This window comes from Aliidiomarina iranensis (genome assembly GCF_003987135.1).
Taxonomy (GTDB): Bacteria; Pseudomonadota; Gammaproteobacteria; order Enterobacterales; family Alteromonadaceae; genus Aliidiomarina; species Aliidiomarina iranensis.
In genome coordinates this window covers 644,577-668,551 of sequence record NZ_PIPJ01000001.1, presented here as the reverse complement: position 1 = coordinate 668,551, position 23,975 = coordinate 644,577, and the positions used below count along the sequence as shown (strand labels likewise).

Genomic DNA, 23,975 nt, shown 5'->3' with positions numbered 1-23,975 from the left:
CCTTTTAAAAGCGGCGGCACTGGGTAGCGCGAGCGTCTACGTTGAGTGCCGCTGGGAAATGTCCACGCCATGGATGGCGTGGAACATAGCGCCACATGGATGTGCTCGAGCGGTTCCCGGTGGTACCCAACGTAGATGCGGAAGCTACCTTGCCTCGTTGCCTTTGAAAGCGGCGGCGCTGCGTGGCGCGAGCGTCTAGTTGGGTGCCGGCGGGAAATGTCCACGCCATGGATGGCGTGGATCATAGCGCCACATGGACGTGCTCGAGCGGTTCCCGGTGGCACCCAACCTAGACGCGGAAGCCACCCAGTGCAGCCGCTTTCAACATAGGCAACTTAGCCCATGCGGTAGTTTGGTGCTTCTTTGGTTATTTGTACATCGTGTACGTGCGATTCACCCATGCCCGCTGATGTTACTTTGATAAATTGTGGCTTCGTGCGCAGCGTTTCGATATCCGCAGAACCAGTAAGGCCCATCGCTGAACGCAAACCACCCATTTGCTGGTGAATAATATTCGCAATTGGGCCTTTGTAAGCTACGCGCCCTTCGATACCTTCCGGCACTAACTTTTCAGCTTGATTCGAAGATTGGAAGTAACGATCGGAAGAGCCATGGCTTTGGTTCATGGCGCCCAAAGAACCCATACCCCGATAGGATTTGTAGTAACGGCCTTGATATAGCTCTACTTCACCGGGAGATTCCTCGGTGCCCGCCAGCATACTGCCAACCATTACACAGCTTGCGCCAGCAACAAGGGCTTTGGCGATATCACCTGAAAAGCGAATTCCGCCATCGGCGATAACTGGAATATCGCGCCCTTCAAGGCCCGCTACCGCATTTGAGATGGCAGTAATTTGTGGAACACCGCAGCCGGTAACAATACGCGTGGTACAAATTGAGCCTGGGCCGATACCTACTTTCACTGCATCAACACCCGCATCGGCCAGTGCTTGCGCACCTTCTGCGGTAGCCACATTGCCACCAATAATATTTAATTCAGGATATTCTTTACGAGTTGCACGAACACGCTCCAATACCCCTTCAGAATGGCCATGAGAGGTATCAATCAATACCACATCTACACCTGCGTCAACCAAAGCAGCAATACGTTCTTCAGTACCCGCGCCAACACCTACTGCCGCGCCTACCCGCAAGCGGCCTTGTTCATCTTTACAAGCATTCGGTTTGTTCGCCGCTTTCTCGAAATCTTTTAAGGTAATCATGCCACGCAATTCGTGGTTATCATTCACTACCAAAATCTTTTCAATTCGATGTTTATGCATCAAATTCAGAATATCTTTGCTCTTGGTATTTTCAGTGACGGTAACCAAGCGCTCTTCTGGGGTCATTACATCGGCAACGGTTTTGTTATTTGCTTCTTCAAAACGCGTATCACGGCCGGTAACAATGCCCACCAAACGATTATTATCAACCACAGGAAAACCTTGAAAACCATGCTCGGCAGCAAGGGCTTTGACTTGTTTAATCGTGGTTTTGGAGGTAACGGTTACAGGATCGGAAACAATACCACTTTCGTATTTTTTCACTTTACGCACGTGAGCGGCTTGCTCACTGATGCTCATATTCTTGTGAATAAATCCAATACCGCCCTCTTGGGCAAGTGCGATGGCGAGATCAGCTTCCGTTACTGTATCCATGGCCGCAGAGACCATTGGAATATTAAGCGAAATTGAACGTGTTAAACGGGTGTTCAGATTGGCTGTATGCGGCAAAACAGAAGAATGCGCAGGCAGTAATAGAACGTCATCAAAGGTAAGTGCTTCTTGAGCTAATCGTAGCATGGCAACATCTCTCGCTAGAGGTGAATGACTGGATCAATGTTGCGGCGGTATTTTACTCACAATGAGGCCCTCAGTAAACTAAAATCTTCGTTTCCGGCTGCTTAATTTATGTTCACTTTTTCGCAACATATTTTTTTAAGCGTTCATTAGGATGTAAATTACGGCGTAAATTAAGGCATTCTTACAGCATTTTTTTGGCGTGTTTGCTGGGGCGTTCTTACAAGTATAATCTGGGATGTTTTTGGGAGTGGGTTCTTTGAAGTATAAAACAGCGCCCCAATTTTGGCGAATAATAACCAATTTTTGGCTAATAATAACTAAAATCCACCATTTCATTCCATCGAGATTCCGCTATCATAGGTGCCAATACTGAGTATGTGAAAAGGTGTTACTGATGCAACCCGATAGCAATAGCAATGGCCAACGAAAAATCTTCACCGTAGCCCGATTAAACAGTGAAGTGCGGCGTTTACTTGAATCGCAATGGGGTTCTGTGTGGCTTCTCGGAGAAATTTCCAACTTCTCAGCGCCCGGTTCTGGGCATTGGTATTTCAGCTTAAAAGATAAAGACGCGCAAATTCGGGCCGCTATGTTCCGTGGCAACAACGCCCGCGTGAAATTACGTCCAGCGAACGGAATGCAAGTATTAGTTCGTGGCAGGCTCAGCCTCTACGAGCCACGCGGCGATTATCAGCTCATCATCGATCAACTCGAGCCTGCCGGTGAGGGCTTGCTACAACAGCAATACGAAGCTTTAAAGCGGCAACTCAATACCGAAGGCTTGTTTGCAGCAGAAAATAAGCGCCCCCTACCCACACCGATTCGCACTTTAGGTATTATCACTTCACCCACCGGAGCCGCTATTCGTGATGTTCTGAGCGTACTAAAACGTCGCGACCCCGAACTCAGAGTTATCATCTACCCCACCCAAGTACAAGGCGCCACCGCAGCAGAGCAAATCCGCCAAGCACTTGCTATTGCACTGAATCGCAACGAGGTGGATGCTTTGCTACTAACGCGGGGCGGCGGATCGCTGGAGGACATGTGGTGCTTTAACGATGAAGCGCTAGCGCGAGATATTGCCGCATCGCCTATCCCCACTATCAGCGCCGTTGGCCATGAAGTTGATTTCTGCATCGCTGATTTCGTAGCCGATGTGCGCGCCGCCACGCCCTCGGCAGCCGCAGAACTCGTGAGCCAAGATCGCAGCGAGTATTTGCGCTCACTGGCGCAAACACAATTGCGCTTACAACGAGCCTGGCAGCAATATCGGCAGAGCCGCAACCTGATGTTGCAGCACGCAAAGCGCCGTTTGGTTCCACTAAACCCGCAGCAACGCCTACAAACCAAAGCGCAGCAACTCGATGAATTCAACAGCCGCTTGCAGCGTAGCTTGCGCCGGAATTTGCAAACATCCAAACAAGTGCAAACACAAATGCAGCAACGGCTAGTTCGAGTAAACCCAGCGTTTCGCATTGAAAAAGAAAAGGCTCTGCGCGAGCAATATCAACAGCGCGCAATAAAAGCCATTACCTCGCAGCTGAATCGTTCGAATGCGCGTATGCAAGCAAACCAACAAGCGTTGGGCCTGGTAAGCCCCTTACAAACCCTTGAGCGTGGCTACACCATCAGTTTCGATAACGCGGGCAATATTATTCGCGATGTAAATCACCTCAAAGCCGGCGATCAACTGCGCACCCGCTTCGCCAACGGCGAAATCCTCAGCCGCATCGAAAACATAAAGCCAGAATAATCCAGCTCTCGGCAAGGCTTCGCCAAGGCAACAGCTGTATTCCGCTTAAGCCCCTCACGATCCAGAGACGCCGTAAACCCATCCCTGGGGGCTTGGCTGAATGTTTCGAGGTGGGAGATTAGCGTTCGCAGGGTGTCTGCCGCATGGAACTCAGTGGCGCGAGCTTGGTCTGTGGGTGCTAGCCAGAAGTGTCCGCGCCAAGGATGGCGCGGATCACAGCGACACATGGATGTGCTTGAGCGGTTCTGGCTGGCACCCACAGACCCCGCGGAAGCCACTGAGCTCCATGCGGCAGCCAAGCCTACAAGGATGTATATTCGGCATCCCTGCGAATGCTAGCTCCCACACCGGAAGATGCATCCACAGCAACCACCAGGCTTATTTTTGTTCGAGCTTTTCGGGGTTTGCGATACGAAGCTCGCTCACTTGGCCTTCAGGATGGTGCAAGTGAACATCCATTTGCGGATATGGAATACCAATGCCATTAGCATCAAGTGCGTTTTTAATGCGCTCCATGCTATCCCAATACATTGGCCAATAATCTTCACTTTTCACCCAAGGGCGAACGATAAAATCTACCGAGGAATCATTCAGTGCATTAACTGATACTCGAGGTGCTGGATCTTGAAGCATGCGCTCATCCGAGCTGATTACTTCCATTAAAACTTCTTTGGTTTTTTTCAGATCAGCATCGTAAGAAACACCAATTACCATATCAACGCGGCGAATCGGTTCCTGTGAAAAGTTAGTGATTTCATTACCCGTGATACGGGAGTTCGGCACCATGACAATTTTATTATCCGGTGTTTTCAAAACAGTAATAAACAGCTCAATGCGTTCAACTGTGCCGGCGATACCACCCGCATCTACATAATCACCCGATTTAAACGGACGATAAATCATGATGAGCACACCAGAAGCAAAGTTTGAAAGTGAACCTTGTAAAGCCAAACCTACAGCTAAACCGGCAGCACCTAAAATAGCGATGAACGAGGTGGTTTGCACACCTACATGAGAAAGCGCCATGAGTAATGAAGCGATGATGATAATCGTGCGGATAATCCCCGCCATAAAAGATACAACCGCGTTATCGATTTTGCTTTTATCTAAACGCTTTTTCATGCTCTTTGTAAGAATACCGGAGAGCACGAAACCACCCACCACGATAGCGAGTGCAATAACGAACTTACCAGCAAAAAGCAAAATTGCTTCTTGGTTTTCAACGAGCCAGTTCACTGCTTGATCCATGGTTATACCCTTAATTGTATGAGTTTTTCTGCATTATAGCCGGAAATTGAAATATCTTCGACCTTGACTATCCGCTTCACCCAGCCATTGCATGAGATCGCGAATACCCTGTGGCGCGCTGGGTTGCGGTGCTATACCGATGCGAAAATCGATACCTGTCGGCGCAAAACTCCCCGTTACACTCAAGCCTAGGAGGTTGTTTTCAGGGATATCCACACTTATGCGCCCATCAGTACAGCCAAGTTGCGCTTCGTAATCACCAAGATTTTGCCAGCTCGAACCGAGCCGGGCCTGAACTTGAATGGCATATGCTTGGCCAACAAAAGCGTTGCATACTGGGTTACCCAGTTCAAACTCGGAAATATTCATACTCACACCGCCTTGCAAAGGAATCGGTGATGACACTGGGCTTAGTACCAGCATATCTTCTAAATTCGCAGCCAAATTTGCATTTTGAATACGGATACTATTGCCGCTAGCCTGTAACTGGGCTTGGCCTTGAAGAAGGTTATTCGGGTGGCTTGGAATATTCACATCGGCGGTTGCTCGCAAACGCAGTAAATCCGTAAATTTTAATCGCCAGCTCACATCGTGAAAACTTAACCCTTCACTTTCTAGGTAACCTAGAGAACCACGCCAAATCGTACCCTCTACTCGATTTATATTAACGTTCGCCGGAATAGGGGCAAAAGAAAGTGCTACTTTGGCGGGAAAAAGCACAATTAGCCCAACTAAATACACGGCCACAACAAGGCTAATCAGCTGCCATTTCTTTATCATGAAGATACTCCAGTTATCTTTTCTCTACAGCACTTTGTAGCTTAAAAGGCACTTAATAAACGCGCGAGGGCAGATTTTCTGCCGTTAAACGCGAATCAATAAACGACGCACGCGAACAATACCCGCATTATCCGTTTCTGATACATCAACTGCCTCAATCACAACTTGACGTTCACTCAAGCGCGCCAGTAATTCTAACAAGTTTGTGAAATCGGCTTCATTAAATACGAGCAACAGTGAATCATTCTGAGGCTGCATCCGCGCTACCTCGAGCTCCAGCTCATTGGTAAGCGTGGTTACAACGCCGCTCAATTGATTAGCATTTACCCTGCTGCCACCCTGTTGATTATTGCGCGCTTGCAACACTTGGGCGATTTGGTTTTCCACAAAGCTTTGGGTGTTATATTCACTCTCTAGCGCGGCTTCCGCTCTTTGTGTGCGTTCTTGCAGAGGCTGCCAGATCGCAAACCAAAGCAACGCAATGGCAATCACCACAGCCATTAATTGCAGCATAGTTTGCTCGCGGGGTTGCAATAATTGCCAACGCTGCAAAGCCTTCGCTCGCACTTGCATAAGTGGCGGTGCTACCTTCTGTGTGAGCGGGGTTAGCCACTGTTTAAGTTTACTCATACTCCCACCCTAACAATAATAGTGCCGTTAATTTGACCACCTCGGCTGTTAAGCTGGCCTTGATTAACGTCTAAATTCTGCTCACGCGCGATTCGAGAAAAACGTTCAAATGATTGAAAATTCTCGCCATTAGCTTGCATGCGTAATTCACCGCGGCTGTGATCATATTGCAACATGGTTAGTTGCATGGGCACATCATTAAACGCCGGTTGCAACTGCTGTAATATTTGTAAAACTTGCCCGGGGTTCCCAGCGCCACCTGTTCCTACTTTCTGCGCAAGCTGACTACGAATATCAACAATGCGGCTATCTTCTGGGAAGGTTTGCCGATAGAGTTCCTCGTATTGGCTGCGCACAAGCTCGGCTTCGCGCTCAAGCGCTACCGCACCCATCCATTCATTAACAAAGAGCAAGGCTAAAAATACCGCTGCGGCGATGCTCGGAAACTTCAGGAAGCTATAATCTTTTTTGCCACCAGAGTGCAGCTGATAATCACCCTGTAAAATGTTCACACTCTGCGGTTGGCTGTGCACCGCAAGTTGTAAGGGGAGCGCCGGATCTTTCGCTATCAGTGGGGCCGGTGGTTGTGGCCATTCGATATCCCCGAAGGCACTAATTTCTGTTAATACTTCGTTTTCTTCCGGCTGCATGCCCATCGCAAGTTCAGGTTCAAGCACAATACCGCGCCAAGCATCTTGGCGAATAACCCATTCCTTGCCAAACGCACCGGGGAACACGGCCATGCTCCAAACGTTTTGTTGCAACGGCAACAAAAAGATATCCGGATACATCACTGTGGTGTGCAAACCGGCACCAGAGAGCTGATTTAACCAGCGCTCTACTTGATCTCGGCGCACCACAAATACCGGTATAGCACTTTCTTTTGGCAACATATCAGGCCAGAAGAAGTGAAGTTGCTCAATATCTTCGGCTATCTCATCTTCAAGTGCGTAGGGGATCACACGGTCGAGATGACGGCGCGATTTTGCTGGTAAATCTACTTGATGGAAACCAATAGCCGCAGAGCTCACATAAACGCGTAATTCACGATTTTGTGCGCGTTCCGTAAGCTCGCCTAGTTCCGCAATATCTTTTAATTCGCCACTGGCAACAACACTGGCTTCTTCGCTGTGCCAAACCAACCAGCTTACCGGGCCTTGTTCACCCGCTGGTAAACGAATAATTAGTTGTTCATTCATCTTGTTCGTATCCTCCACGGGACCGATGCACTACATGAGCCACGCCATTTAAAATACGCAATTGGCTAAATCCGTAATACTCTAAATCACCATATTGCACTTGCGCCTGCAATTCAAAATATTCACTGGCAACGATAAGCTGATCAAGCTCGCTCAAACTGGTGCCATCGTTCTCTAAATTTTGTATTTCGCCTTGCTGCCGAATTGATTCAACATCAGAATAACCATCATCTGGCCGTTCCCGCAACAAACTCTCAGCGGCGGTGCGATCTAATTGTCCACGAAAAAATGCCATAACTATTTCTGGCTGAGTATCTTTTACCGTATTTAAGTTCAACTGCCACTCAGTAACCGCTGGAATAACACATACATAGGGCTTAATCAGTTGATACAATTCGCGGTTATAACCCGCTATTTGCCGCAATTCAGAAATATGCGAAAGCAAATTATTGCCAGCCTGAAAAGGTTGCGGCAACGATTCATAATCCGCATCTTCAGCGCCAAGTGAACTGTGTAATTCAGTGTTTTTATCGAGCCAATCAATCAACGTACTGGTAACCCGCTCGGCGGTAAATTCATCGACTTCAAGAGCCGTTAACAGCGCTCGATACTGTTCTTGTGCCATTAAAAACTGAGCATTTGTTTCTTCATCGGTGTATAAACTATTCAGATTAAAGCAACTGTGTAAATCGCGAATACGGCCAGCAATCATGCCACCCCGAACCGGGTAAGGGCCCTGCGCAGTAGCCCAATTTTGCGATAAGTTGGTTTGCCCTTCATTTTGCTCTAGTTCAATTAGTAATACTTGCCGTACTAACGCCTCGGCACTCATCCAATGCCAATAGGCTTGTTCAGCGTAATCGCTACTAGCAATACGCGCTACTTGCACTCGCAGCCGGCTGCTCATTTGAATAGCCAACACGGCGATTAATGCAACCACTAGCAGTACCGTGATGATGGCGAACCCTCGGGAACGCCCTGCTTGCCTTATTCTTGCGCTTGTATATCTCACGGCAGTGGCTCCGGTTTCTCACCCGAGGTGAGGAGCCAGCGCTCAATGGAACCAAAACTCGCTAACTCTAGCCGCACAATAACCACATCAGGTAAATCGTTTGGCCGTGTCCAACGATCACTTTCCTGACCCGCATGTAAAAAGCTCACTTCCAACGATTCCACGCCCGAAAGGAGATTTTGAATACTTTGATCACCGCTTACATCATCTACAAACGGCCGATATAAACGCTGCAATACGCCCTCGCGAACACGATAAACCACAGGCTGCAACTCACTGCGCGGGAGCATCATATCTGGGTTACTCCAACCTGCGCGCACAAAGGCCAAACCACCACTATCACTATCAATTAAATCGGCATCATTGGTTACATAATAGCGCTGGCTCTCTTCTGGATTCGCCCGCACTGTTCGAACTACCATTTGCCTCACATCACGATCGAGCGTGAGCATCGCAAACTGCAGTTCGCTTAATTGTTCATGCCGAGCCTTGCTCACTTCTTCGGAATCTAACATTTGCGTAAGTACAATTGCGCTCACTAACCCGATGATGGCTAAAATTGACATAGCCACTAGCACTTCAATCAGCGTAAAACCGCGTTGCCGTAACTCCCGAGCCATTAACGCCGCCCTACGAACGCACTAAGTTCTAGCACAACAGGGCCATCTTCACGCTCACGAATCATAACCGTTACCTCACGCAAATCATCGGTAACTGTTTCCAATACTCGCTGTTCCCAAAACCACTCCGATCCGGCCATTTCAGCGCTCCCGGTTTCTTCATTGCGTGGTGGCCATTCACCTGCACGAGTATTTGCATGTAATTCTGCTAAACGATTACTCGCTACTTGCTGAGCAAAATAGCGCGTTTCTAAAATGCCGGTACTGCGTAATTGTTCGGTGGCAACGTTTAGCGCCGCAAGTGCCGCAAGCGAAAAGATCACCAAGGCGAACATAGTTTCTACCAGAGTGAAACCACGATGTTTTAATACCATGTATCCCGCTCCTCTAGTTGAAGCTGAATACCGCTGCGCCCATCTACTGCAAATATGCTGGTATTTGTTTCTGTATTAGTGAAAAGTAAGCTAAAGGGCACGAATTCCGTGCTTTCAAAAATCAAAATCGTTGGTTTTGGCACTTCCTCTTCTTGATTATCTCGGCGGACATCACGGCCAAATATGGCATCGCGGTCGTCTTCCATATTATCAAGTAGGCGGAAATCACCCATTTCCAACTCAATAGAAACCAATTCCGGCGCTGTTACCGGCGCTAACGGCGTTTCAGTAACCAACTGCCAAGCTTGTTCTTCCCATCGATAGAAACTATAACTGTTGTCTTCCACCTCAATACCGTAAACGTAATTACGCAATAAGGCTTGCTCGCGGGCATGGTGCATTTGTTGGAGAAACCGTTCAGCGGCATCTTCGGCGCTATCACCAAAGCGTTGCGTAGGCGTGTTAAATACCACCACCATAGCCGCAACGCCAATGATTAAAATGGTCATCATCACTTCAATTAAAGTGAAACCACGCGCTCTTTTCCGCATAAAGTTGCTTAGTTCTCTTCTCTATCGTGCATATTCCAGTTACCGATATCATCTTGTGTGCCCGGTTGACCATCAGGGCCCACACTGAAGATATCAAACCGGCCATTTTGGCCTGGGCTCAACAAGCGATATTCAAAGCCCCAAGGATCTGCAGGTAAACGGCGAATATAGCCATCCGTTTGATAATTCCGCGGCCGCGGATCGCTTTGTGGTTCAACAACCAGTGCTTCTAAGCCCTGTTCAGTTGTAGGGTAAATACCATTTTGCACGCGATACATTTCCATCGCGTTTTCCAAAGCTGTGATATCGGATACTGCTTTTTGCATATCAGCTTGTTCCCGTTGACCGAAAATTTGCGGCACAACCAAGGTTGCCATAATGCCTAAAATTACAATTACCACCATCATCTCTAGCATGGTGAAACCACTTTGCTGTTTCATTCTCATCTTCAACCACCTGCTATTGTATTAAGAGCGAGTATTGGCAGCATCACCGCCAAAACAATAAAAAGAACCACAAAGGCCATCGTTACGATGAGCAAGGGTTCAAATACTTTTAAGGAAATATTCACTACCGCAGAAAATTCATTATCTTGGTTATCTGCACAGCGGCGCAGCATTTGCTCAAGTTCACCACTTTTTTCACCTGATGCGATCATGTGCAACATCATAGGTGGGAATAACTTACTATCCGCTAGGGACGCGCGTAAGCTGGTACCTTCACGAACCCTATCGGCGGCTATTTCAACTACCTCGCGCATACGTAAATTACCGAGTACTGAGCCGGAAATTCGCAAACCTTCGAGCAGCGGTACTGCTGAGGCCGAGAGGATGCTCAATGTTCGTGCGAAGCGTGAAGTGTTCACCGTACGGACTAAATTACCTACAAAAGGTAAATGTAAGAGGCGCTTGTGCAACATGTAGCGATATCGTGTTACTTGTAACAAGCGCTTTATGGCAAAAAACGCAATTAAAAATGCAAAAAACAGATAGACACCGTAACTGCGTAAGAAATCACTAATCGCGATAAGAATTTGCGTAATCATGGGCAGCTCCTGACCGAGGCTATCGAATTGATCAACAATTTGTGGCACTACTACAGCAAGTAAGAATGCAATCACACCGAAAGCCACTATGGATAACACGATAGGATACACGGCAGCTTGCGTGATTTGGCTGTTCATTGCTTGCCGCTGTTCGGTGTAATCAGCCAAACGGTTAAGCACCTCATCAAGGTGCCCAGATTTTTCGCCCGCGCCTACCATGGCGCAATACAAATCATCGAACACCCCCGGGAAATCGCGCATGCCATCGGCTAAACTGTACCCTTCAACAACACGGCTTCGCACCGACATCAACATCTTTTGCAAGCGCGGCTTATCGGTTTGCTCGGCGACAGCCAACAATGCTTGTTCAATGGGCAATGCCGCTTCCACCAAGGTAGCCAGCTGGCGAGTGATTAACGCTAGATCATGAGTTTTAATCTTGCGCTGAAAGAGGCTGCGTTTACGCGATGTTCCTTTTTCTTCTGCACTAGCGGCTTCAACGCTAAGGGGTAGTAAACCTTGCTCGCGCAGTTGCGAACGAATCTGCCGCTCAGTATCGGCCTCTAGCACACCTGTTTTTTTCAGGCCCTGTTTATCGAGGGCTTCATAGGAAAATGCTGGCATAAATTATTCCTCGCGAGTAACGCGGAGGACTTCCTCAAGCGTAGTTTTGCCTGCTAAAATTTTATCTCGACCATCTTGGCGAATACCTGGTGTTGTGGTTCGAATATAGCGCTCGATTGCCTGTTCGCCCTGGCCGTTATGCACTAGTTCCCGCACTTTATCGTCAACTACTAGCATTTCATGAATGCCGGTTCGGCCGCGATATCCCGTGTGATTACATTTCTCACAGCCGCGCGGGCTATAAATTTCTGGTGGATTTTCCGCGCTAACACCCAATAACTGACACTCTTCCGCACTGGCTACATGTAACTTACGGCAATCCTTACAAAGGGTGCGCACTAATCGCTGCGATAACACCGCCAATAAACTCGACGACAACAAGAAAGGTTCGATACCCATATCTTCTAAACGGGTAATGGCGCCAGCTGCTGTGTTAGTGTGTAAAGTTGAGAGCACCAAGTGCCCGGTGAGCGAGGCTTGCACTGCAATTTGTGCAGTTTCACCATCACGGATTTCACCTACCATCACCACATCGGGATCTTGCCGTAAAATAGCTCGCAAACCGCGAGCAAATGTCATATCAACCCGCGGGTTAACCTGCATTTGGCCCACGCCTTCTAACGCATATTCAATCGGATCTTCAACCGTGAGAATATTGCGATCTTTCGTATTTATTTCTGAAAGGCCCGCATACAAAGTAGTACTTTTACCTGAACCCGTAGGCCCGGTAACCAAAATAATACCGTGCGGTTTGTTAATTAAGCTGGAAAAAATAACGCGATTGGCATCGGTCATGCCAAGTTCCGTTAAATCCAATTGCGCATTATTTTTATCTAAAAGCCGCAGCACTGCTCGCTCGCCATGGCTCGAAGGCATAGTAGAAACCCGCACATCAACCGCACGCCCGGCAATCAACAATGAAATACGGCCATCTTGCGGTAAGCGTTTTTCGGCGATATCCAGCTGCGCCATAACCTTAATTCGCGAAACTAGTAAACTTGCAAGTTTCCGGTGCGGGCGCAGAATTTCACGCAGCACGCCATCGATACGAAAACGAATTACTAAATCTTTTTCGAAGGTTTCAATATGGATATCAGAAGCGCCCTCTTTGATGGCTTCACTAAGCATCGCGTTAATGAGCTTGATAATGGGTGCATCATCTTCGCTATCAAGTAAATCTTCTGTTTGCGGCAACTCTTCGGCAAGTGAAAATAAATTTACCTCGTTACCGATATCTTCCATCAGTTGTTTCGCCTCAGACGAATCGCGCTGATATGCCTGGCTCAACAACACTTCAAAATCTTGCGTACTGTGTGCTTGCACCTTAAATGGCTGGCCCAGCAAACGCCGCACTTCATGCAAAGTTTGCGGGCTTGGTTGGCTGCGGCTATTCAAAATGGGTTGCTCACCCTCATAGGTGAGCACTACGCCATAGCGTTTAGCAAACGCATAAGGTACACGCTTGTGGCCTTTACCACTTTGCTCAACTGCTTCCCCAGTTAACTGTTCTGTTACCGCCTGTTCATCTGGAAGTTGCTGAATGGCATCACTGGTTGCCTTAGAAATGCCTGCTACCGGCGCTGCTTGTTGCTCACTCATTGCTCGCTCCCAGCCTCCGCTTCACGGCGCATATCCTCGATTTCACGGCGCCATTCATCTAAAAAGCGCTGATACTCAGGTGGTAAATCGGCATCATCACCCCACTCTGGTAATACTGGCACCGTATCGTCGCGGCGTAAGGAAATTCCACGTTGGCGTTGTTCAACCTGTTGCGCACGCATATAGCTATATTTGCGTTGGCTCAATTGCCCCATAGTGGTGTCATCGCGGATAATCGTCGGCCGAATGAAAATCATCAGGTTACGCTTGCGCGTGGTTACACTGGTTGATTTAAATAAATGACCCACCAATGGAATATCACCAAGCAATGGCACCTTGGATAAGCTTTCTTGCACATCTTCATCAATCAAGCCACCGAGTACAATGGTCTCTCCATCTCGAGCTAGCACAGTGGTGCTCAATTCTCGTTTATTGAAGGTCACATCAACGGCTGTTGAACCGGCAATACTCGATACCTCTTGTTCGATAATGAGCTGAACTGCATCGCCTTCATTGATTTGTGGTGTTACCCGCAAGCGCACACCTACCTCACGGCGATCAATGGTTTGAAATGGGTTATCGTTATTTGCACCCGCAGTGGCACCAGTTAATGTAGGCACTTCTTGGCCCACCAAGATATTGGCTTCCTGGTTATCTAATGTAGTAATACTCGGAGCAGAGAGAATGTTGGAGTTGGTTGTTGTCGCTACCGCCTGCACAACCGCAGCCCAGCCATCTTCAACTGTTCCGAAGAGCAAGCCGTTGGCATTGCCTAATAAATTGGCTAACAAGGAAAAATCACCGCGGCGATCCGGTTCACGAGTAGTAAATTCATTGCCTGCGTTGTCTACCCGCGTTGTTTCTGCGCCTTCTTGTGTTCGCGCCGCTTCAACCGCAACACCAAGCTGCCCAATGGGCACCATTTGGCCGTTGCTGTGTTGCATCAAGCCGATATCTTCACTGGCCCACTGAATTCCAAAATTGGTGCCATCGCCTTCAAATACCTCAACAATGATGGCTTCAACCAACACTTGCGCGCGGCGAATATCAAGTTGACCAATCACACCTTCGATTGAGCGAATCACGTCGGGCTGGGCAGTAACCACAATGGCATTGGTTGCTTCGTGTGCTTCAATACTTACGTTACCGCCGCGGCCTTGAGTAGAACGTGCCGCGCCATTTGAACTCGAGCCGGCAGCCGCAGCTCGCTCCTCAGCAATAATGGTATCTGTCATTCCCCGCAGAAGCGTAACCATTTCTTCCGCTTTCGCATACTTCAGATAGAACACACGCGTATTACCGCTCGTTTCCATTTCTGTATCAAGCTGGCGAATTAGGCGAATTACCCGTTCTCGCGCTTCTGGTTGTCCGCTTACAAGCACTCGGTTGGTACGTTCATCAGCGGAAAGGCGTGGAATTCTCATTTCTGGAATTGAAGTACCCTGCTGTTGAAAAACACTTTGTGCTATCCGAACCATTTCGGCAGCAGAAGCATGCTGCAGTTGCACAACCTCTACTTCTGCATTACCTGCACGGTCGACACGTTGTACAATTTCGGCAAGCTGGTTCAAAACTGCAGCACGCCCAGAAAGCATAATTACGTTGGATGGATCATAGGTAGCCACAATGCCACCGCCGGTTTGATCATTAAACTGGCGCAAAAGCGGGCCTAACTCCCGGACTGTAACGTTTTGCAATGGAATCACCCGAACCACCCACTCATCTCCCGAATAGGCATCGCCCTCAACAATAGGAACGGCTTCAGTTTTCGCATCCCGATCACGAATAACTTTTAACACATTGTTATCCATGCGAATGACCGCATAACCATAGACTTCTAGAACGTTCAAAAAGAAGCTGTAATATTGCTCGCGGTCCATTGAATAGTAACTACGCACATTGATGCGCCCACGCACCTCGGGATCAATAATGATGGTTTCTTCTAAATTCCGGCTTACCGCTTGAATAAATTCATTGATATCGGTGTTCTTAAAGCTGGCCGAATACTCTTCTTGTGAAATCGCACTAGCCGGCACCATGGCAATGGTTGCCGCTAAGGTTAAACCAAAAAATCGTGATAAAATGCGCATGTATAATTACCTATTCATTCGGAATGCTAAATTCCAGCTCAACAAGATCACCATCTCGTAAAACCACAACAGTAGCGCTGGTTAGCGTTTGTATTTCGTTCATGATCACCAACGCTTCTGCCGCATTGGTTAAATCATAGCCATTTAAGCTCACCGCAATATCACCACTGCGGAATCCTGCCTGATTAAATATTTCCGGGTTCGTTTTCGGTGCCAAGCGATAGCCAATTAATTCCCCACCCTCTTGCGCCGGGCTTATGTTAATTAGCTCACCAATATTTTGATACGATACGTCTTCGATACGCTCTGGTGCTGTTTCTTCCACTGGCCGAGAAGGCGCTGAAGTAACTAAAGAAATACCGGTATCGGCGCCATCAACACCTTCTAACAACAAGGTTTCTAAGCGGCCATTATTTTCCAGAATAATACGATCCACATAAATTTCACGTACAACCGCGCGGCTTGATGCGATTGTTTCATCGATTACGTAGGTATTTTGATTCCCACCTTGCTCAATAATGGCGGCAGAGCGAGCGGGATCTGGCGCAGTAGTTGCGCCAACTAAGCGAATGTTTAAGGTGGTTCGAGGCACATCACTACGATTTTGCGCAACCGTGTTCACCGCGCCACGTTCACCAAATAAATGCAGCTGGCCAATTTGTTCCGGCCGAACACGGCTGCGATTTGATTGATTAGCGGTTACCTGCGGTTTGAATACGCTTGCCCCACTATCAACCGGCGTTAACACCCGCCAAGTGATAGCCGCAGCGTACCATGCCGCGACAAGCAGCAGCACGATACCTAGCAACGTTAGTAAATTCTTGATTAAACCCGAGCTCACGTTAAATGAGAGCCCCTTAGGGAAAGTACTTCTCATGTTTCACTGCCTAATCGGCTATTAAATTTTTGTTATAAGAGCACTCATTCTAGCTTGCTCGAGCCGGAACAACAATGCCGGTTTCTGTAAAAAAATGTTTCAAAAAGTGATAGGCTACAGCTATTGCTTTGAAACCCTTAATCTAAGGCTTGAATATGTCTGACTCTGTAGCTGTTCGCCTCGATAAATGGCTCTGGGCGGCTCGCTTTTTTAAAACCCGAGGGCTTGCTCGAACTGCAGTTCAAGCAGGCAAGGTAACTTACAATGGCCAACGGAGTAAACCCGCAAAACCGGTAGAGTTAGGGGCTGAATTAGTGGTGCCACGTGGCCACGATAAAGTTGAAGTGATTGTTCGTGCTATCAGCGAACAACGGCGCAATGCCACAGAAGCGCAAAAATTATACGAAGAAACAGCTGAAAGCATCCGCAAACGAGAGGCAAATGCGGAGGCGCGTAAGCTCAATCAGATGTATAATCCGCATCCTGATCACCGCCCCGATAAAAAAGAGCGGCGTGAACTCATCAAATTCAAAAATCAATAGCCTGAAGAAACAGGAGCTCGTATGAGCCTAACTCAAGATTCCATTGCTCGTTTTGCTTTCACTAATCACGATGTACGTGGTGAGATTGTGCGTTTACATGAGAGCTACAAAAGTTTGTTGGCCGGCCATGATTATCCGAAAATAGTGCAGCAACTATTGGGTGAATTAATGGCGGTAACTAGCCTGCTAACAGCCACCCTTAAGTTTGAGGGGCATATTAACGTGCAAATTCAGGGGAATGATGGGCCGTTAAATTTTGCTACCGTAAATGGCAGCCATGGCCAAGCTTTGCGAGGCGTAGCTCGTTTAACCCGTGAACCGGAGCAGCAAGATTTTCGCAGCTTAGTGGGCGAAGGTGCTTATTTAGTGATCACGCTTACGCCCAACAATGGTGAAAAGTATCAAGGTATGGTGGCCATTGAAGGTGATTCTTTAGCAGAAGCAATTGAGAGTTATTTTTTGCAATCAGAGCAACTACCCACGCGAATTTGGTTATTTGCTGATGCAGATAAAGGCCAAGCGGCTGGGCTGTTTTTGCAAGTATTACCTGCCGGCGTAAACACAGATTCGAGCTTTGAGCATGTAAGCACACTCGCTAGCACCATAACCGCGGAAGAGCTTTTCACACTCGCTACGGAAGAGGTTTTACACCGGCTGTATCACGAGGAAACTATCGAGTTGTATCCTGAAGATCCGGTTACGTTTTCATGCGGCTGCTCGAGAGAACGCACCGCCTCGGCTTTGCGGAATGTTTCGTTGGCTGAATTACACAATATCCTTGATGAGGACGGCGAATTACGCCTAACCTGCGATTATTGCCTCACAGAATATGTGTACACCCGTTTTGATATTGATGCATTGAACGCACATTCGGCACCTGAGCAAACTCAATAACCTAGCTGAATACCCCACAACAAAAAGGGCACTGCCAATGCAGTGCCCTTTTTATTTACCTTAGTGTTTATCTAACTATGCATCTATCTATGCATCTCACTAAATATTTTACTTCGCCAAACCACGATTATGCTTTGATACGGCGCCGCCTTGTTCAACTGCGAAACATGCTAATCTTGCTCAGCTTCGTAAGCTTATTTCTTAACAAACCGCATCATACGTTTGCGCTTACGTTGCTGCGATAAAGTAAGATTATTCTTTTTACCCGCAAATGGGTTTTTCCCTTCGCGGAACTCTACTTTAATTGGCGTTCCCATGAGTTTTAACGAACGGCGGAAATAGTTAATTAAGTAACGTTTATAACTATTGGGCAAATCCGTTACTTGGTTACCATGTACCACGATCAAAGGTGGGTTATAACCACCGGCGTGAGCGAACTTTAATTTTACTCGGCGGCCGCGTACTAAAGGCGGCTGATGCTCTTCTTGCGCTGATTCCATAATTCGTGTGAGCTGCGCTGTACTAACGCGTTGCGTAGCACTTGCATAGGCTTCTTGTACCGATTCAAACAAATGGCCTACGTTGGTACCATGCAATGCCGAAATAAAATGCAGGCGAGCGAAATCCACAAAACCTAGACGGCGATCGAGCTCAGTTTTAATCCACTCACGCGCATCAGTATCTAAACCATCCCATTTATTTACGGCGATTACCACCGAACGGCCGGCATTTAACACGAAGCCGAGCAGGTTTAAATCCTGATCACTAATGGTTTCTCGGGCATCAACCACAAGAATAACCACGTTCGCACTCTCAATAGCTTGCAGCGTTTTCACCACGGAATACTTTTCTACCGCCATATCGATGCGGCCGCGGCGGCGCACACCTGCCGTGTCAATCAATACATATTCCCGGCCTTCGCGCTCCATGGGAATATATACGCTATCTCGTGTAGTACCGGGCATATCGTAAACAACCACCCGCTCTTCGCCCAAAATTCGGTTAGTTAGGGTTGATTTGCCTACATTTGGCCGGCCAATGATCGCTAGTTTAATGGGCTGCGCCTGTAAACGTGCAATTTCAGCTTCGGCATCTGCCTCAGTGAGCTCAGTTGCCTCGCTTGCTTCCTCTTTGGCAAGCATATCCGGAAACTCATTCGCAAGCGGATCTAACGTTGCTTGCAATAATTGCGTAACACCGCGGCCATGGGCCGCCGCAATTTGCCAGAGTTCACCTAAACCAAGGCTAAAGAAATCAGCGGAAGCTGCATTACCATCAATACCATCAACTTTGTTCACTACTAAATGAATTTTTTTATTTTGCTTACGAAGATAATCAGCAATAAACTCATCCGCAGCCGTAATACCTTCCCGGGCATCAACCAAAAATAGAACAACATCGGCTTCATCAACTGCTTGCAACGATTGCCGAGCCATCATTAAATCCAGGCCCTCTTCTTTACCGTGAATACCGCCGGTATCCACCACTACGAATTTATAATCTTCGTAATGCCCCTGGCCGTACTGGCGATCGCGAGTTAACCCGGGGAAATCTGCAACCAGGGCATCACGGCTTTGCGTAAGCCGGTTAAATAGTGTTGATTTACCCACGTTAGGGCGGCCAACTAATGCAACCACTGGTAACATTTTTTATGTCCTCATTAAACTAAAATACGCCTGAGGGTGAATCAACACCTCAGGCGTTCATTGGCAATTGCCATCGATTCTTTGCAAATTAATTTATGCTAAAAGCTAAGGTATCTACTCCCAGCCCTATGTTCGCAAATTAACGTGCTTGCTGGCTAATTACGTAAATGCTTCCACTCGCATCTTGCACCACTAGGTTTTCACCGGCTACCTGAATTGCCCCTTGAATCGCTACATCTTCCTCTAACTCAAGGCGGCCTACTAACCGGCCATCATTGCGGTTGAACCAATGTAAATATCCAAACCGATCGCCAGCTACTAAATAGGTACCCAGCACTGCCGGTTCCGTTAAGCTGCGATTGAACAAATCACTATTGCGCCAAAGCTCAATTCCGTTTCGGCGATCGATGCCCAACAAATGGCTATCTTGATTCACTAAGACTATGCGTGTGCCAGCCTGCACGGGCGATCGCCAAGCGCCATGATCTTGTTTCCAAATCGGTTCACCGCTACGCAGTTCCAATCCAACAAGCTCACCATTAAAGGCGCTCATAAAAAAGGTGCCGCCAATGATTAAGGGGGATCCGTCAACATCAACCAAGCGTTCCAATTCAGTTGCGCCAGAGGGTGTTGCTAAGCGCTCTTCCCAAGCGAGCTGGCCCGTTTCGCCAAGCAATACCACGGCTTTACCGGTTGCTGTTCCGAATATCACACCGCCACTTTCGATCGCTGGCTGCGATACGCCTCGTAACGATAGCAAGGATACTTCTTCTTCGTGACTCCACTGCATTTCACCCGTGCGAGCGGCCAGTGCCACAACATAACCACTGCTCAGTTGGGCAACCACGCGGCCTTCACCAACCGTAGGCGCTGATAACACTTCGCCAGGCACTTTTTGTTCCCAAATGAGCTCGCCATTATCTGAGTTCAGTGCCGTGATTACGCCGTTTTCCGAACCGATAAAAAGCATGGAACCTGCGGCAGTAATGCCACTAATGCGCGCACTTTCACCGCGCAAGTAGCGATTTAAAAAGCCTGGGCGCCCACCTAAACGTTGGCTCCAGAGCTGATTACCATTTTCTAGGTTCATTGCCACAACCAAGCCATGACGATCTGCGGCATAGATAACATCGTCTTGAATGGCTGGCACCAAGCGAGAGTAATGCCCCTCGCTACCACTTCCTACTTTGCTTTGCCAAACAATCGATCCGCTCACCTCAGGTGTTATTTCCGTGAGGTCTGCATAGGTTGGCCCTTCGGTTGAGGAGCATGCAGCCAAAAAGGCAACCGCCGCGAACGCCCCTAACCAACGTTTCAATACCATCATTCTTTTCCTGCCAAGTTATCTATTTTCATTTGCAGATACGGTGAAGCGCTATCGCCTTGGTTTGCTACCGCAACTTCATAGGCATCAAGTGCTGCGGTAAAATTACCTTGAGCAAATTGCAAATCACCACGAAGCTCACTTACTAGCCCCGAGAACGCCGGATTAGTTACCGCATTCAATTGGCTTTCTGCTTCTGCAAAGTTTTCGGTAGCCATAGCTACCCGAGCTAAACGCACACGAATCAACCCTTGCAGCTCACTCACGTTGGTAGACGCCAAGGCGTCCTGCAAAAATGCTTCAGCACTTTCTAAATCGCCATCGTTTGCGGCCACCTGTGCCAACTGCATAAATGCTAACGCACCTTGCTCGGAACCGGCTAATTCAGCGGCAACAGATTCGGCTTGTGCAATCGCTTCGGCACCCTCAGAAAACTGCAGGCTCTCGGCCATTGCTTGGTAACTCTCGGTGCGCTCTTGCGCAGCCGCTAATTGGTTATCTTGGTAGTAGCGCCAACCAAATAAAGAGCCTAAACCAATCACTAAACCTGCTACAACCCAAGGGCCGTAATCTTTAATAAAGCCTTTTATTTGTTCAACTTGTTGATCTTCGTGTTCCACTGATTATTCCTCTTATTCTACTACCAAGGTACCCAGTACCTCGACAAGTTCAGCAAATGCTAGTGTTTCTTGCGGTTTATCTTGCCGCAAATATTTTACAGTAACCCGTTGTTCCGCAACTTCATCCGCACCCAGTATCAAAGCTAATTCAGCACCGCTTTGATCAGCACGTTTCAATTGTTTGGCAAATTTGCCACCACCACAATGCAGCATAACTCGCAAGTTAGGCAGTACATCACGAATTTCTTCGGCAAGCGCCATGGCTGGAAGTTCCGCAACATCACCAACTGCAGCGATATATACATCCACTTCTCGTGGTACTTTGAAGGCTTCGGCATTTTCCAGCATCAATACTAAGCGCTCAAGCCCCATGGCAAAACCCACGGCTGGTGTTGCTTTGCCGCCCAGCTGTTGCACTAAACCATCATAGCGGCCACCCGCACACACAGTGCCTTGTGCACCTAAGCTATCCGTAACCCATTCAAATACGGTTCGGTTGTAATAATCTAAACCACGCACCAAGCGCTCATTGTGAATGTATTGAATGCCGGCAGCATCAAGGCGCTCACATAAACCTTGGAAGTGAGTTCGTGATTCATCATCCCAGTATTCACTTAGTTTTGGCGCGGCCGCTAACATATCAGCCATGGCTTGATTTTTTGAATCTAAAACACGCAACGGGTTGGTTTCCAACCGGCGCAAGCTATCTTCATCCAAAACGGCACTGTGCTCGCGCAAGTAATCGGTGAGCGCTTGCCGATAACTCGCCCGCGCCTCGTTCGATGCTAGGGAGTTGAGCTCCAGCTGTAAATGCTCGGCGATACCCAATTGCTTCCACAATCTGGCCGTCATTAAAATCAACTCAGCGTCGATATCTGGCCCATTTAAACCAAATGCCTCAACACCTACCTGATGAAATTGCCGATAGCGCCCTTTCTGGGGGCGTTCATGGCGAAACATAGGCCCCATGTACCACATGCGGCGAGTTTGATTGTATAACAAGCCATGCTCGTTGCCAGCGCGCACACAGCTTGCTGTGCCCTCGGGCCGCAGCGTTAAACTATCACCGTTGCGGTCGGCGAAGGTGTACATTTCTTTTTCAACGATATCCGTTACTTCACCAATGGAGCGCTTGAATAAATCCGTTTGCTCAACGATAGGCATCCGAATTTCGCTGTAACCATAGCCCGCAAGCAACGAACGGATCACGTGTTCTAGCTGTTGCCAGCGCCCGCTCTGTTCCGGAAGGATATCATTCATTCCACGAATGGCTTGGATCTGCTTTGCCACAGTTGTTATTTTCCTATATTAAAAAGGCGGTTGCCAATGACAGCCGCCACCTTCTGCAAAATTATGCGCGCATTATACGTGTTTACTGAGCTTGGCGAAAGAACACTTGCGGCACCTAGGTTCGTAATCGCCTGCAATTGGGGCTAACAACTCTCTATCTGAGCCACTTGTTCTTGCCTCTAAATCCTAAGTTTAGAACAAGCACTCAGCTGCTAGGTTAAACCTTCTGGTAAACTACTCTGTTTACACATTCACTACTTGGATTGGCTCTTCTTTCTCTTTGCGGGCCACATAATCACGAATTTGGGCCTCAAGATCATCCACAATAGAGTGGTTATCAATACGCAGCTTTTGCCGTTTACCATCCACATAGAAGCCACTCTTGTTTTTCGCACCGGCCAAACCAATTTCAGCTACTAGCGCTTCACCTGGGCCATTTACTACACAGCCAATAATTGATACATCAAGTGCGGTAGTGATGTCTTCAAGCCGCTGCTCTAATGCATTTACGGTAGAAATCACATCGAATTCTTGCCGCGAACAACTCGGGCAGGCAATAAAATTGATACCGCGGCTGCGAATGCGTAGTGATTTTAGAATATCAAAGCCAACTTTTACTTCTTCTACAGGATCTGCGGCTAGGGAAACTCGCAGCGTATCGCCAATCCCATCATTTAATAACATGCCGAGGCCGATCGCTGATTTAACCGCGCCTGCACGCATGCCGCCCGCTTCGGTAATGCCCAAGTGTAGGGGTTGTTCGATTTGCTGAGCTAACAAGCGGTACGCATCAACCGCCAAAAATACATCGGAAGCTTTCACGCTTACTTTAAAATCTTGAAAATCGAAACGATCGAGAATGTCCACATGCCGCATCGCCGATTCCACTAATGCAGCACCTGTGGGCTCACCATATTTCTCTTGAATATCTTTCTCTAACGAACCCGCATTTACACCAATACGAATAGGAATGTTTTTATCTTTTGCCGCGTCCACTACGGCCCGAATGCGATCTTCATGGCCAATGTTGCCTGGATTTATGCGCAAGCAATCCACGCCATACTCAGCGACTTTCAAAGCAATTCGGTAATCGAAGTGAATATCGGCTACCAGTGGTGTAGTCACTTGTTGGCGAATTTTTTTAAACGCCTCAGCGGCATCCATAGTAGGAACCGAAACTCGAACAATATCTGCGCCCGCAGCAACAATCCGTTCAATCTGCGCTACCGTAGCCGCAACATCATCAGTGAGTGTGTTGGTCATTGATTGCACGGCGATCGGGGCACCATCGCCTATCGGCACGTTACCTACATATATACGGCGGCTTTTTCGACGAACTATCGGAGAATGATGGATCATGATATGAACTGCTCTTTGCTATCAATAATTAAGATAAATACGCGTACATTCATTTTTTTAGTTCAGATCTTTTGTTCTGGTTATGGTTTATTCTTT

General features: G+C 47.9%; 23 protein-coding genes. 3 read left to right on the top strand and 20 right to left on the bottom strand.

Annotated elements, in window-relative coordinates; genetic code table 11:
- Positions 1-4: 4 nt before the first annotated feature.
- Complete coding sequence (locus CWE08_RS03040; protein ID WP_126765459.1) at positions 5-229, bottom strand: hypothetical protein; 225 nt, start codon at positions 227-229, stop codon at positions 5-7.
- 106 nt (positions 230-335) lie between these two features.
- Positions 336-1,802 (bottom strand): IMP dehydrogenase, encoded by a 1,467-nt coding sequence (gene guaB / locus CWE08_RS03035; RefSeq protein WP_126765458.1) that lies wholly within the window; start codon positions 1,800-1,802, stop codon positions 336-338.
- A 394-nt stretch (positions 1,803-2,196) separates the two neighbouring features.
- On the opposite strand from guaB, the gene xseA reads away from it, so the two are divergent.
- On the top strand, positions 2,197-3,555 hold the full coding sequence (xseA, locus tag CWE08_RS03030) for an exodeoxyribonuclease VII large subunit (protein ID WP_126765456.1): 1,359 nt from the start codon (positions 2,197-2,199) through the stop codon (positions 3,553-3,555).
- Positions 3,556-3,933: 378 nt separating this feature from the next.
- Here the strand turns inward: xseA and CWE08_RS03025 are convergent, their stop codons facing one another.
- The 13 genes from CWE08_RS03025 to gspC all read right to left on the bottom strand — a co-directional run bounded on the left by CWE08_RS03025 (position 3,934) and on the right by gspC (position 16,204).
- On the bottom strand, positions 3,934-4,803 hold the full coding sequence (locus CWE08_RS03025; RefSeq protein WP_126765454.1) for a mechanosensitive ion channel domain-containing protein: 870 nt from the start codon (positions 4,801-4,803) through the stop codon (positions 3,934-3,936).
- Positions 4,804-4,836: 33 nt separating this feature from the next.
- On the bottom strand, positions 4,837-5,583 hold the full coding sequence (locus tag CWE08_RS03020; RefSeq protein WP_126765452.1) for a type II secretion system protein N: 747 nt from the start codon (positions 5,581-5,583) through the stop codon (positions 4,837-4,839).
- Positions 5,584-5,667: 84 nt separating this feature from the next.
- A complete protein-coding gene (gspM, locus tag CWE08_RS03015) occupies positions 5,668-6,213 on the bottom strand; it encodes a type II secretion system protein GspM (RefSeq protein ID WP_126765450.1) in 546 nt (181 codons plus the stop codon).
- Positions 6,210-7,412 (bottom strand): type II secretion system protein GspL, encoded by a 1,203-nt coding sequence (gene gspL / locus CWE08_RS03010; RefSeq protein ID WP_126765448.1) that lies wholly within the window; start codon positions 7,410-7,412, stop codon positions 6,210-6,212. Before gspL ends, gspM begins: the two co-directional genes overlap by 4 nt.
- A complete protein-coding gene (gene gspK / locus CWE08_RS03005; RefSeq protein WP_126765446.1) occupies positions 7,405-8,424 on the bottom strand; it encodes a type II secretion system minor pseudopilin GspK in 1,020 nt (339 codons plus the stop codon). The genes gspL and gspK overlap by 8 nt, the downstream gene beginning before the upstream one ends.
- On the bottom strand, positions 8,421-9,044 hold the full coding sequence (gene gspJ, locus CWE08_RS03000; RefSeq protein ID WP_126765444.1) for a type II secretion system minor pseudopilin GspJ: 624 nt from the start codon (positions 9,042-9,044) through the stop codon (positions 8,421-8,423). The genes gspK and gspJ overlap by 4 nt, the downstream gene beginning before the upstream one ends.
- Positions 9,044-9,418 carry a type II secretion system minor pseudopilin GspI gene (gene gspI, locus CWE08_RS02995; RefSeq protein WP_126765442.1) on the bottom strand — a complete coding sequence of 125 codons (375 nt, stop codon included), beginning with the start codon at positions 9,416-9,418 and terminating at the stop codon, positions 9,044-9,046. Before gspI ends, gspJ begins: the two co-directional genes overlap by 1 nt.
- The gene (gene gspH, locus CWE08_RS02990; RefSeq protein ID WP_126765440.1) at positions 9,409-9,969 is read right to left on the bottom strand and encodes a type II secretion system minor pseudopilin GspH; all 561 of its coding nucleotides are present in this window, start codon (positions 9,967-9,969) and stop codon (positions 9,409-9,411) included. Before gspH ends, gspI begins: the two co-directional genes overlap by 10 nt.
- Before the next feature lie 8 nt (positions 9,970-9,977).
- Positions 9,978-10,415 (bottom strand): type II secretion system major pseudopilin GspG, encoded by a 438-nt coding sequence (gene gspG / locus CWE08_RS02985; protein WP_126765439.1) that lies wholly within the window; start codon positions 10,413-10,415, stop codon positions 9,978-9,980.
- Positions 10,416-10,417: 2 nt separating this feature from the next.
- Entirely contained in the window at positions 10,418-11,638 is a 1,221-nt protein-coding gene (gspF, locus tag CWE08_RS02980) for a type II secretion system inner membrane protein GspF (RefSeq protein WP_126765437.1), read from the bottom strand.
- Between the two features lie 3 nt (positions 11,639-11,641).
- Complete coding sequence (gene gspE / locus CWE08_RS02975) at positions 11,642-13,237, bottom strand: type II secretion system ATPase GspE (RefSeq protein WP_126765435.1); 1,596 nt, start codon at positions 13,235-13,237, stop codon at positions 11,642-11,644.
- Positions 13,234-15,327: a type II secretion system secretin GspD gene (gene gspD / locus CWE08_RS02970; protein WP_126765433.1), complete on the bottom strand. Its 2,094-nt coding sequence runs from the start codon at positions 15,325-15,327 to the stop codon at positions 13,234-13,236. Before gspD ends, gspE begins: the two co-directional genes overlap by 4 nt.
- Positions 15,328-15,337: 10 nt before the next feature.
- Complete coding sequence (gspC, locus tag CWE08_RS02965) at positions 15,338-16,204, bottom strand: type II secretion system protein GspC (RefSeq protein WP_126765431.1); 867 nt, start codon at positions 16,202-16,204, stop codon at positions 15,338-15,340.
- A gap of 155 nt (positions 16,205-16,359) precedes the next feature.
- On the opposite strand from gspC, the gene hslR reads away from it, so the two are divergent.
- Together hslR and hslO are read left to right on the top strand one after the other, a co-directional pair.
- The gene (hslR, locus tag CWE08_RS02960; RefSeq protein WP_126765429.1) at positions 16,360-16,746 is read left to right on the top strand and encodes a ribosome-associated heat shock protein Hsp15; all 387 of its coding nucleotides are present in this window, start codon (positions 16,360-16,362) and stop codon (positions 16,744-16,746) included.
- A gap of 21 nt (positions 16,747-16,767) precedes the next feature.
- Positions 16,768-17,640 carry an Hsp33 family molecular chaperone HslO gene (hslO, locus tag CWE08_RS02955; protein WP_126765427.1) on the top strand — a complete coding sequence of 291 codons (873 nt, stop codon included), beginning with the start codon at positions 16,768-16,770 and terminating at the stop codon, positions 17,638-17,640.
- Positions 17,641-17,834: 194 nt separating this feature from the next.
- Here the strand turns inward: hslO and der are convergent, their stop codons facing one another.
- The 5 genes from der to ispG all read right to left on the bottom strand — a co-directional run bounded on the left by der (position 17,835) and on the right by ispG (position 23,879).
- Positions 17,835-19,286 (bottom strand): ribosome biogenesis GTPase Der, encoded by a 1,452-nt coding sequence (gene der, locus CWE08_RS02950; protein WP_126765425.1) that lies wholly within the window; start codon positions 19,284-19,286, stop codon positions 17,835-17,837.
- A 139-nt stretch (positions 19,287-19,425) separates the two neighbouring features.
- Complete coding sequence (gene bamB, locus CWE08_RS02945; RefSeq protein ID WP_126765424.1) at positions 19,426-20,613, bottom strand: outer membrane protein assembly factor BamB; 1,188 nt, start codon at positions 20,611-20,613, stop codon at positions 19,426-19,428.
- On the bottom strand, positions 20,610-21,230 hold the full coding sequence (locus CWE08_RS02940) for a YfgM family protein (protein WP_126765422.1): 621 nt from the start codon (positions 21,228-21,230) through the stop codon (positions 20,610-20,612). The genes bamB and CWE08_RS02940 overlap by 4 nt, the downstream gene beginning before the upstream one ends.
- Before the next feature lie 12 nt (positions 21,231-21,242).
- The gene (hisS, locus tag CWE08_RS02935) at positions 21,243-22,520 is read right to left on the bottom strand and encodes a histidine--tRNA ligase (protein WP_126765420.1); all 1,278 of its coding nucleotides are present in this window, start codon (positions 22,518-22,520) and stop codon (positions 21,243-21,245) included.
- Positions 22,521-22,763: 243 nt separating this feature from the next.
- Positions 22,764-23,879, bottom strand: a complete 1,116-nt coding sequence (gene ispG / locus CWE08_RS02930; protein ID WP_126765418.1) for a flavodoxin-dependent (E)-4-hydroxy-3-methylbut-2-enyl-diphosphate synthase — start codon at positions 23,877-23,879, stop codon at positions 22,764-22,766.
- Positions 23,880-23,975: the final 96 nt, after the last annotated feature.

Excerpts from the sequence above, each read along its gene's own strand:
- CWE08_RS03040 (WP_126765459.1), bottom strand. The coding sequence starts at position 229 with ATGGCGTGGACATTTCCCGCCGGCACCCAACTAGACGCTCGCGCCACG.
- guaB (WP_126765458.1), bottom strand. The coding sequence starts at position 1,802 with ATGCTACGATTAGCTCAAGAAGCACTTACCTTTGATGACGTTCTATTA.
- xseA (WP_126765456.1), top strand. The coding sequence starts at position 2,197 with ATGCAACCCGATAGCAATAGCAATGGCCAACGAAAAATCTTCACCGTA.
- CWE08_RS03025 (WP_126765454.1), bottom strand. The coding sequence starts at position 4,803 with ATGGATCAAGCAGTGAACTGGCTCGTTGAAAACCAAGAAGCAATTTTG.
- CWE08_RS03020 (WP_126765452.1), bottom strand. The coding sequence starts at position 5,583 with ATGATAAAGAAATGGCAGCTGATTAGCCTTGTTGTGGCCGTGTATTTA.
- gspM (WP_126765450.1), bottom strand. The coding sequence starts at position 6,213 with ATGAGTAAACTTAAACAGTGGCTAACCCCGCTCACACAGAAGGTAGCA.
- gspL (WP_126765448.1), bottom strand. The coding sequence starts at position 7,412 with ATGAATGAACAACTAATTATTCGTTTACCAGCGGGTGAACAAGGCCCG.
- gspJ (WP_126765444.1), bottom strand. The coding sequence starts at position 9,044 with ATGGCTCGGGAGTTACGGCAACGCGGTTTTACGCTGATTGAAGTGCTA.
- gspI (WP_126765442.1), bottom strand. The coding sequence starts at position 9,418 with ATGGTATTAAAACATCGTGGTTTCACTCTGGTAGAAACTATGTTCGCC.
- gspH (WP_126765440.1), bottom strand. The coding sequence starts at position 9,969 with ATGCGGAAAAGAGCGCGTGGTTTCACTTTAATTGAAGTGATGATGACC.
- gspG (WP_126765439.1), bottom strand. The coding sequence starts at position 10,415 with ATGAGAATGAAACAGCAAAGTGGTTTCACCATGCTAGAGATGATGGTG.
- gspF (WP_126765437.1), bottom strand. The coding sequence starts at position 11,638 with ATGCCAGCATTTTCCTATGAAGCCCTCGATAAACAGGGCCTGAAAAAA.
- gspE (WP_126765435.1), bottom strand. The coding sequence starts at position 13,237 with ATGAGTGAGCAACAAGCAGCGCCGGTAGCAGGCATTTCTAAGGCAACC.
- gspD (WP_126765433.1), bottom strand. The coding sequence starts at position 15,327 with ATGCGCATTTTATCACGATTTTTTGGTTTAACCTTAGCGGCAACCATT.
- gspC (WP_126765431.1), bottom strand. The coding sequence starts at position 16,204 with ATGAGAAGTACTTTCCCTAAGGGGCTCTCATTTAACGTGAGCTCGGGT.
- hslR (WP_126765429.1), top strand. The coding sequence starts at position 16,360 with ATGTCTGACTCTGTAGCTGTTCGCCTCGATAAATGGCTCTGGGCGGCT.
- hslO (WP_126765427.1), top strand. The coding sequence starts at position 16,768 with ATGAGCCTAACTCAAGATTCCATTGCTCGTTTTGCTTTCACTAATCAC.
- der (WP_126765425.1), bottom strand. The coding sequence starts at position 19,286 with ATGTTACCAGTGGTTGCATTAGTTGGCCGCCCTAACGTGGGTAAATCA.
- bamB (WP_126765424.1), bottom strand. The coding sequence starts at position 20,613 with ATGATGGTATTGAAACGTTGGTTAGGGGCGTTCGCGGCGGTTGCCTTT.
- ispG (WP_126765418.1), bottom strand. The coding sequence starts at position 23,879 with ATGATCCATCATTCTCCGATAGTTCGTCGAAAAAGCCGCCGTATATAT.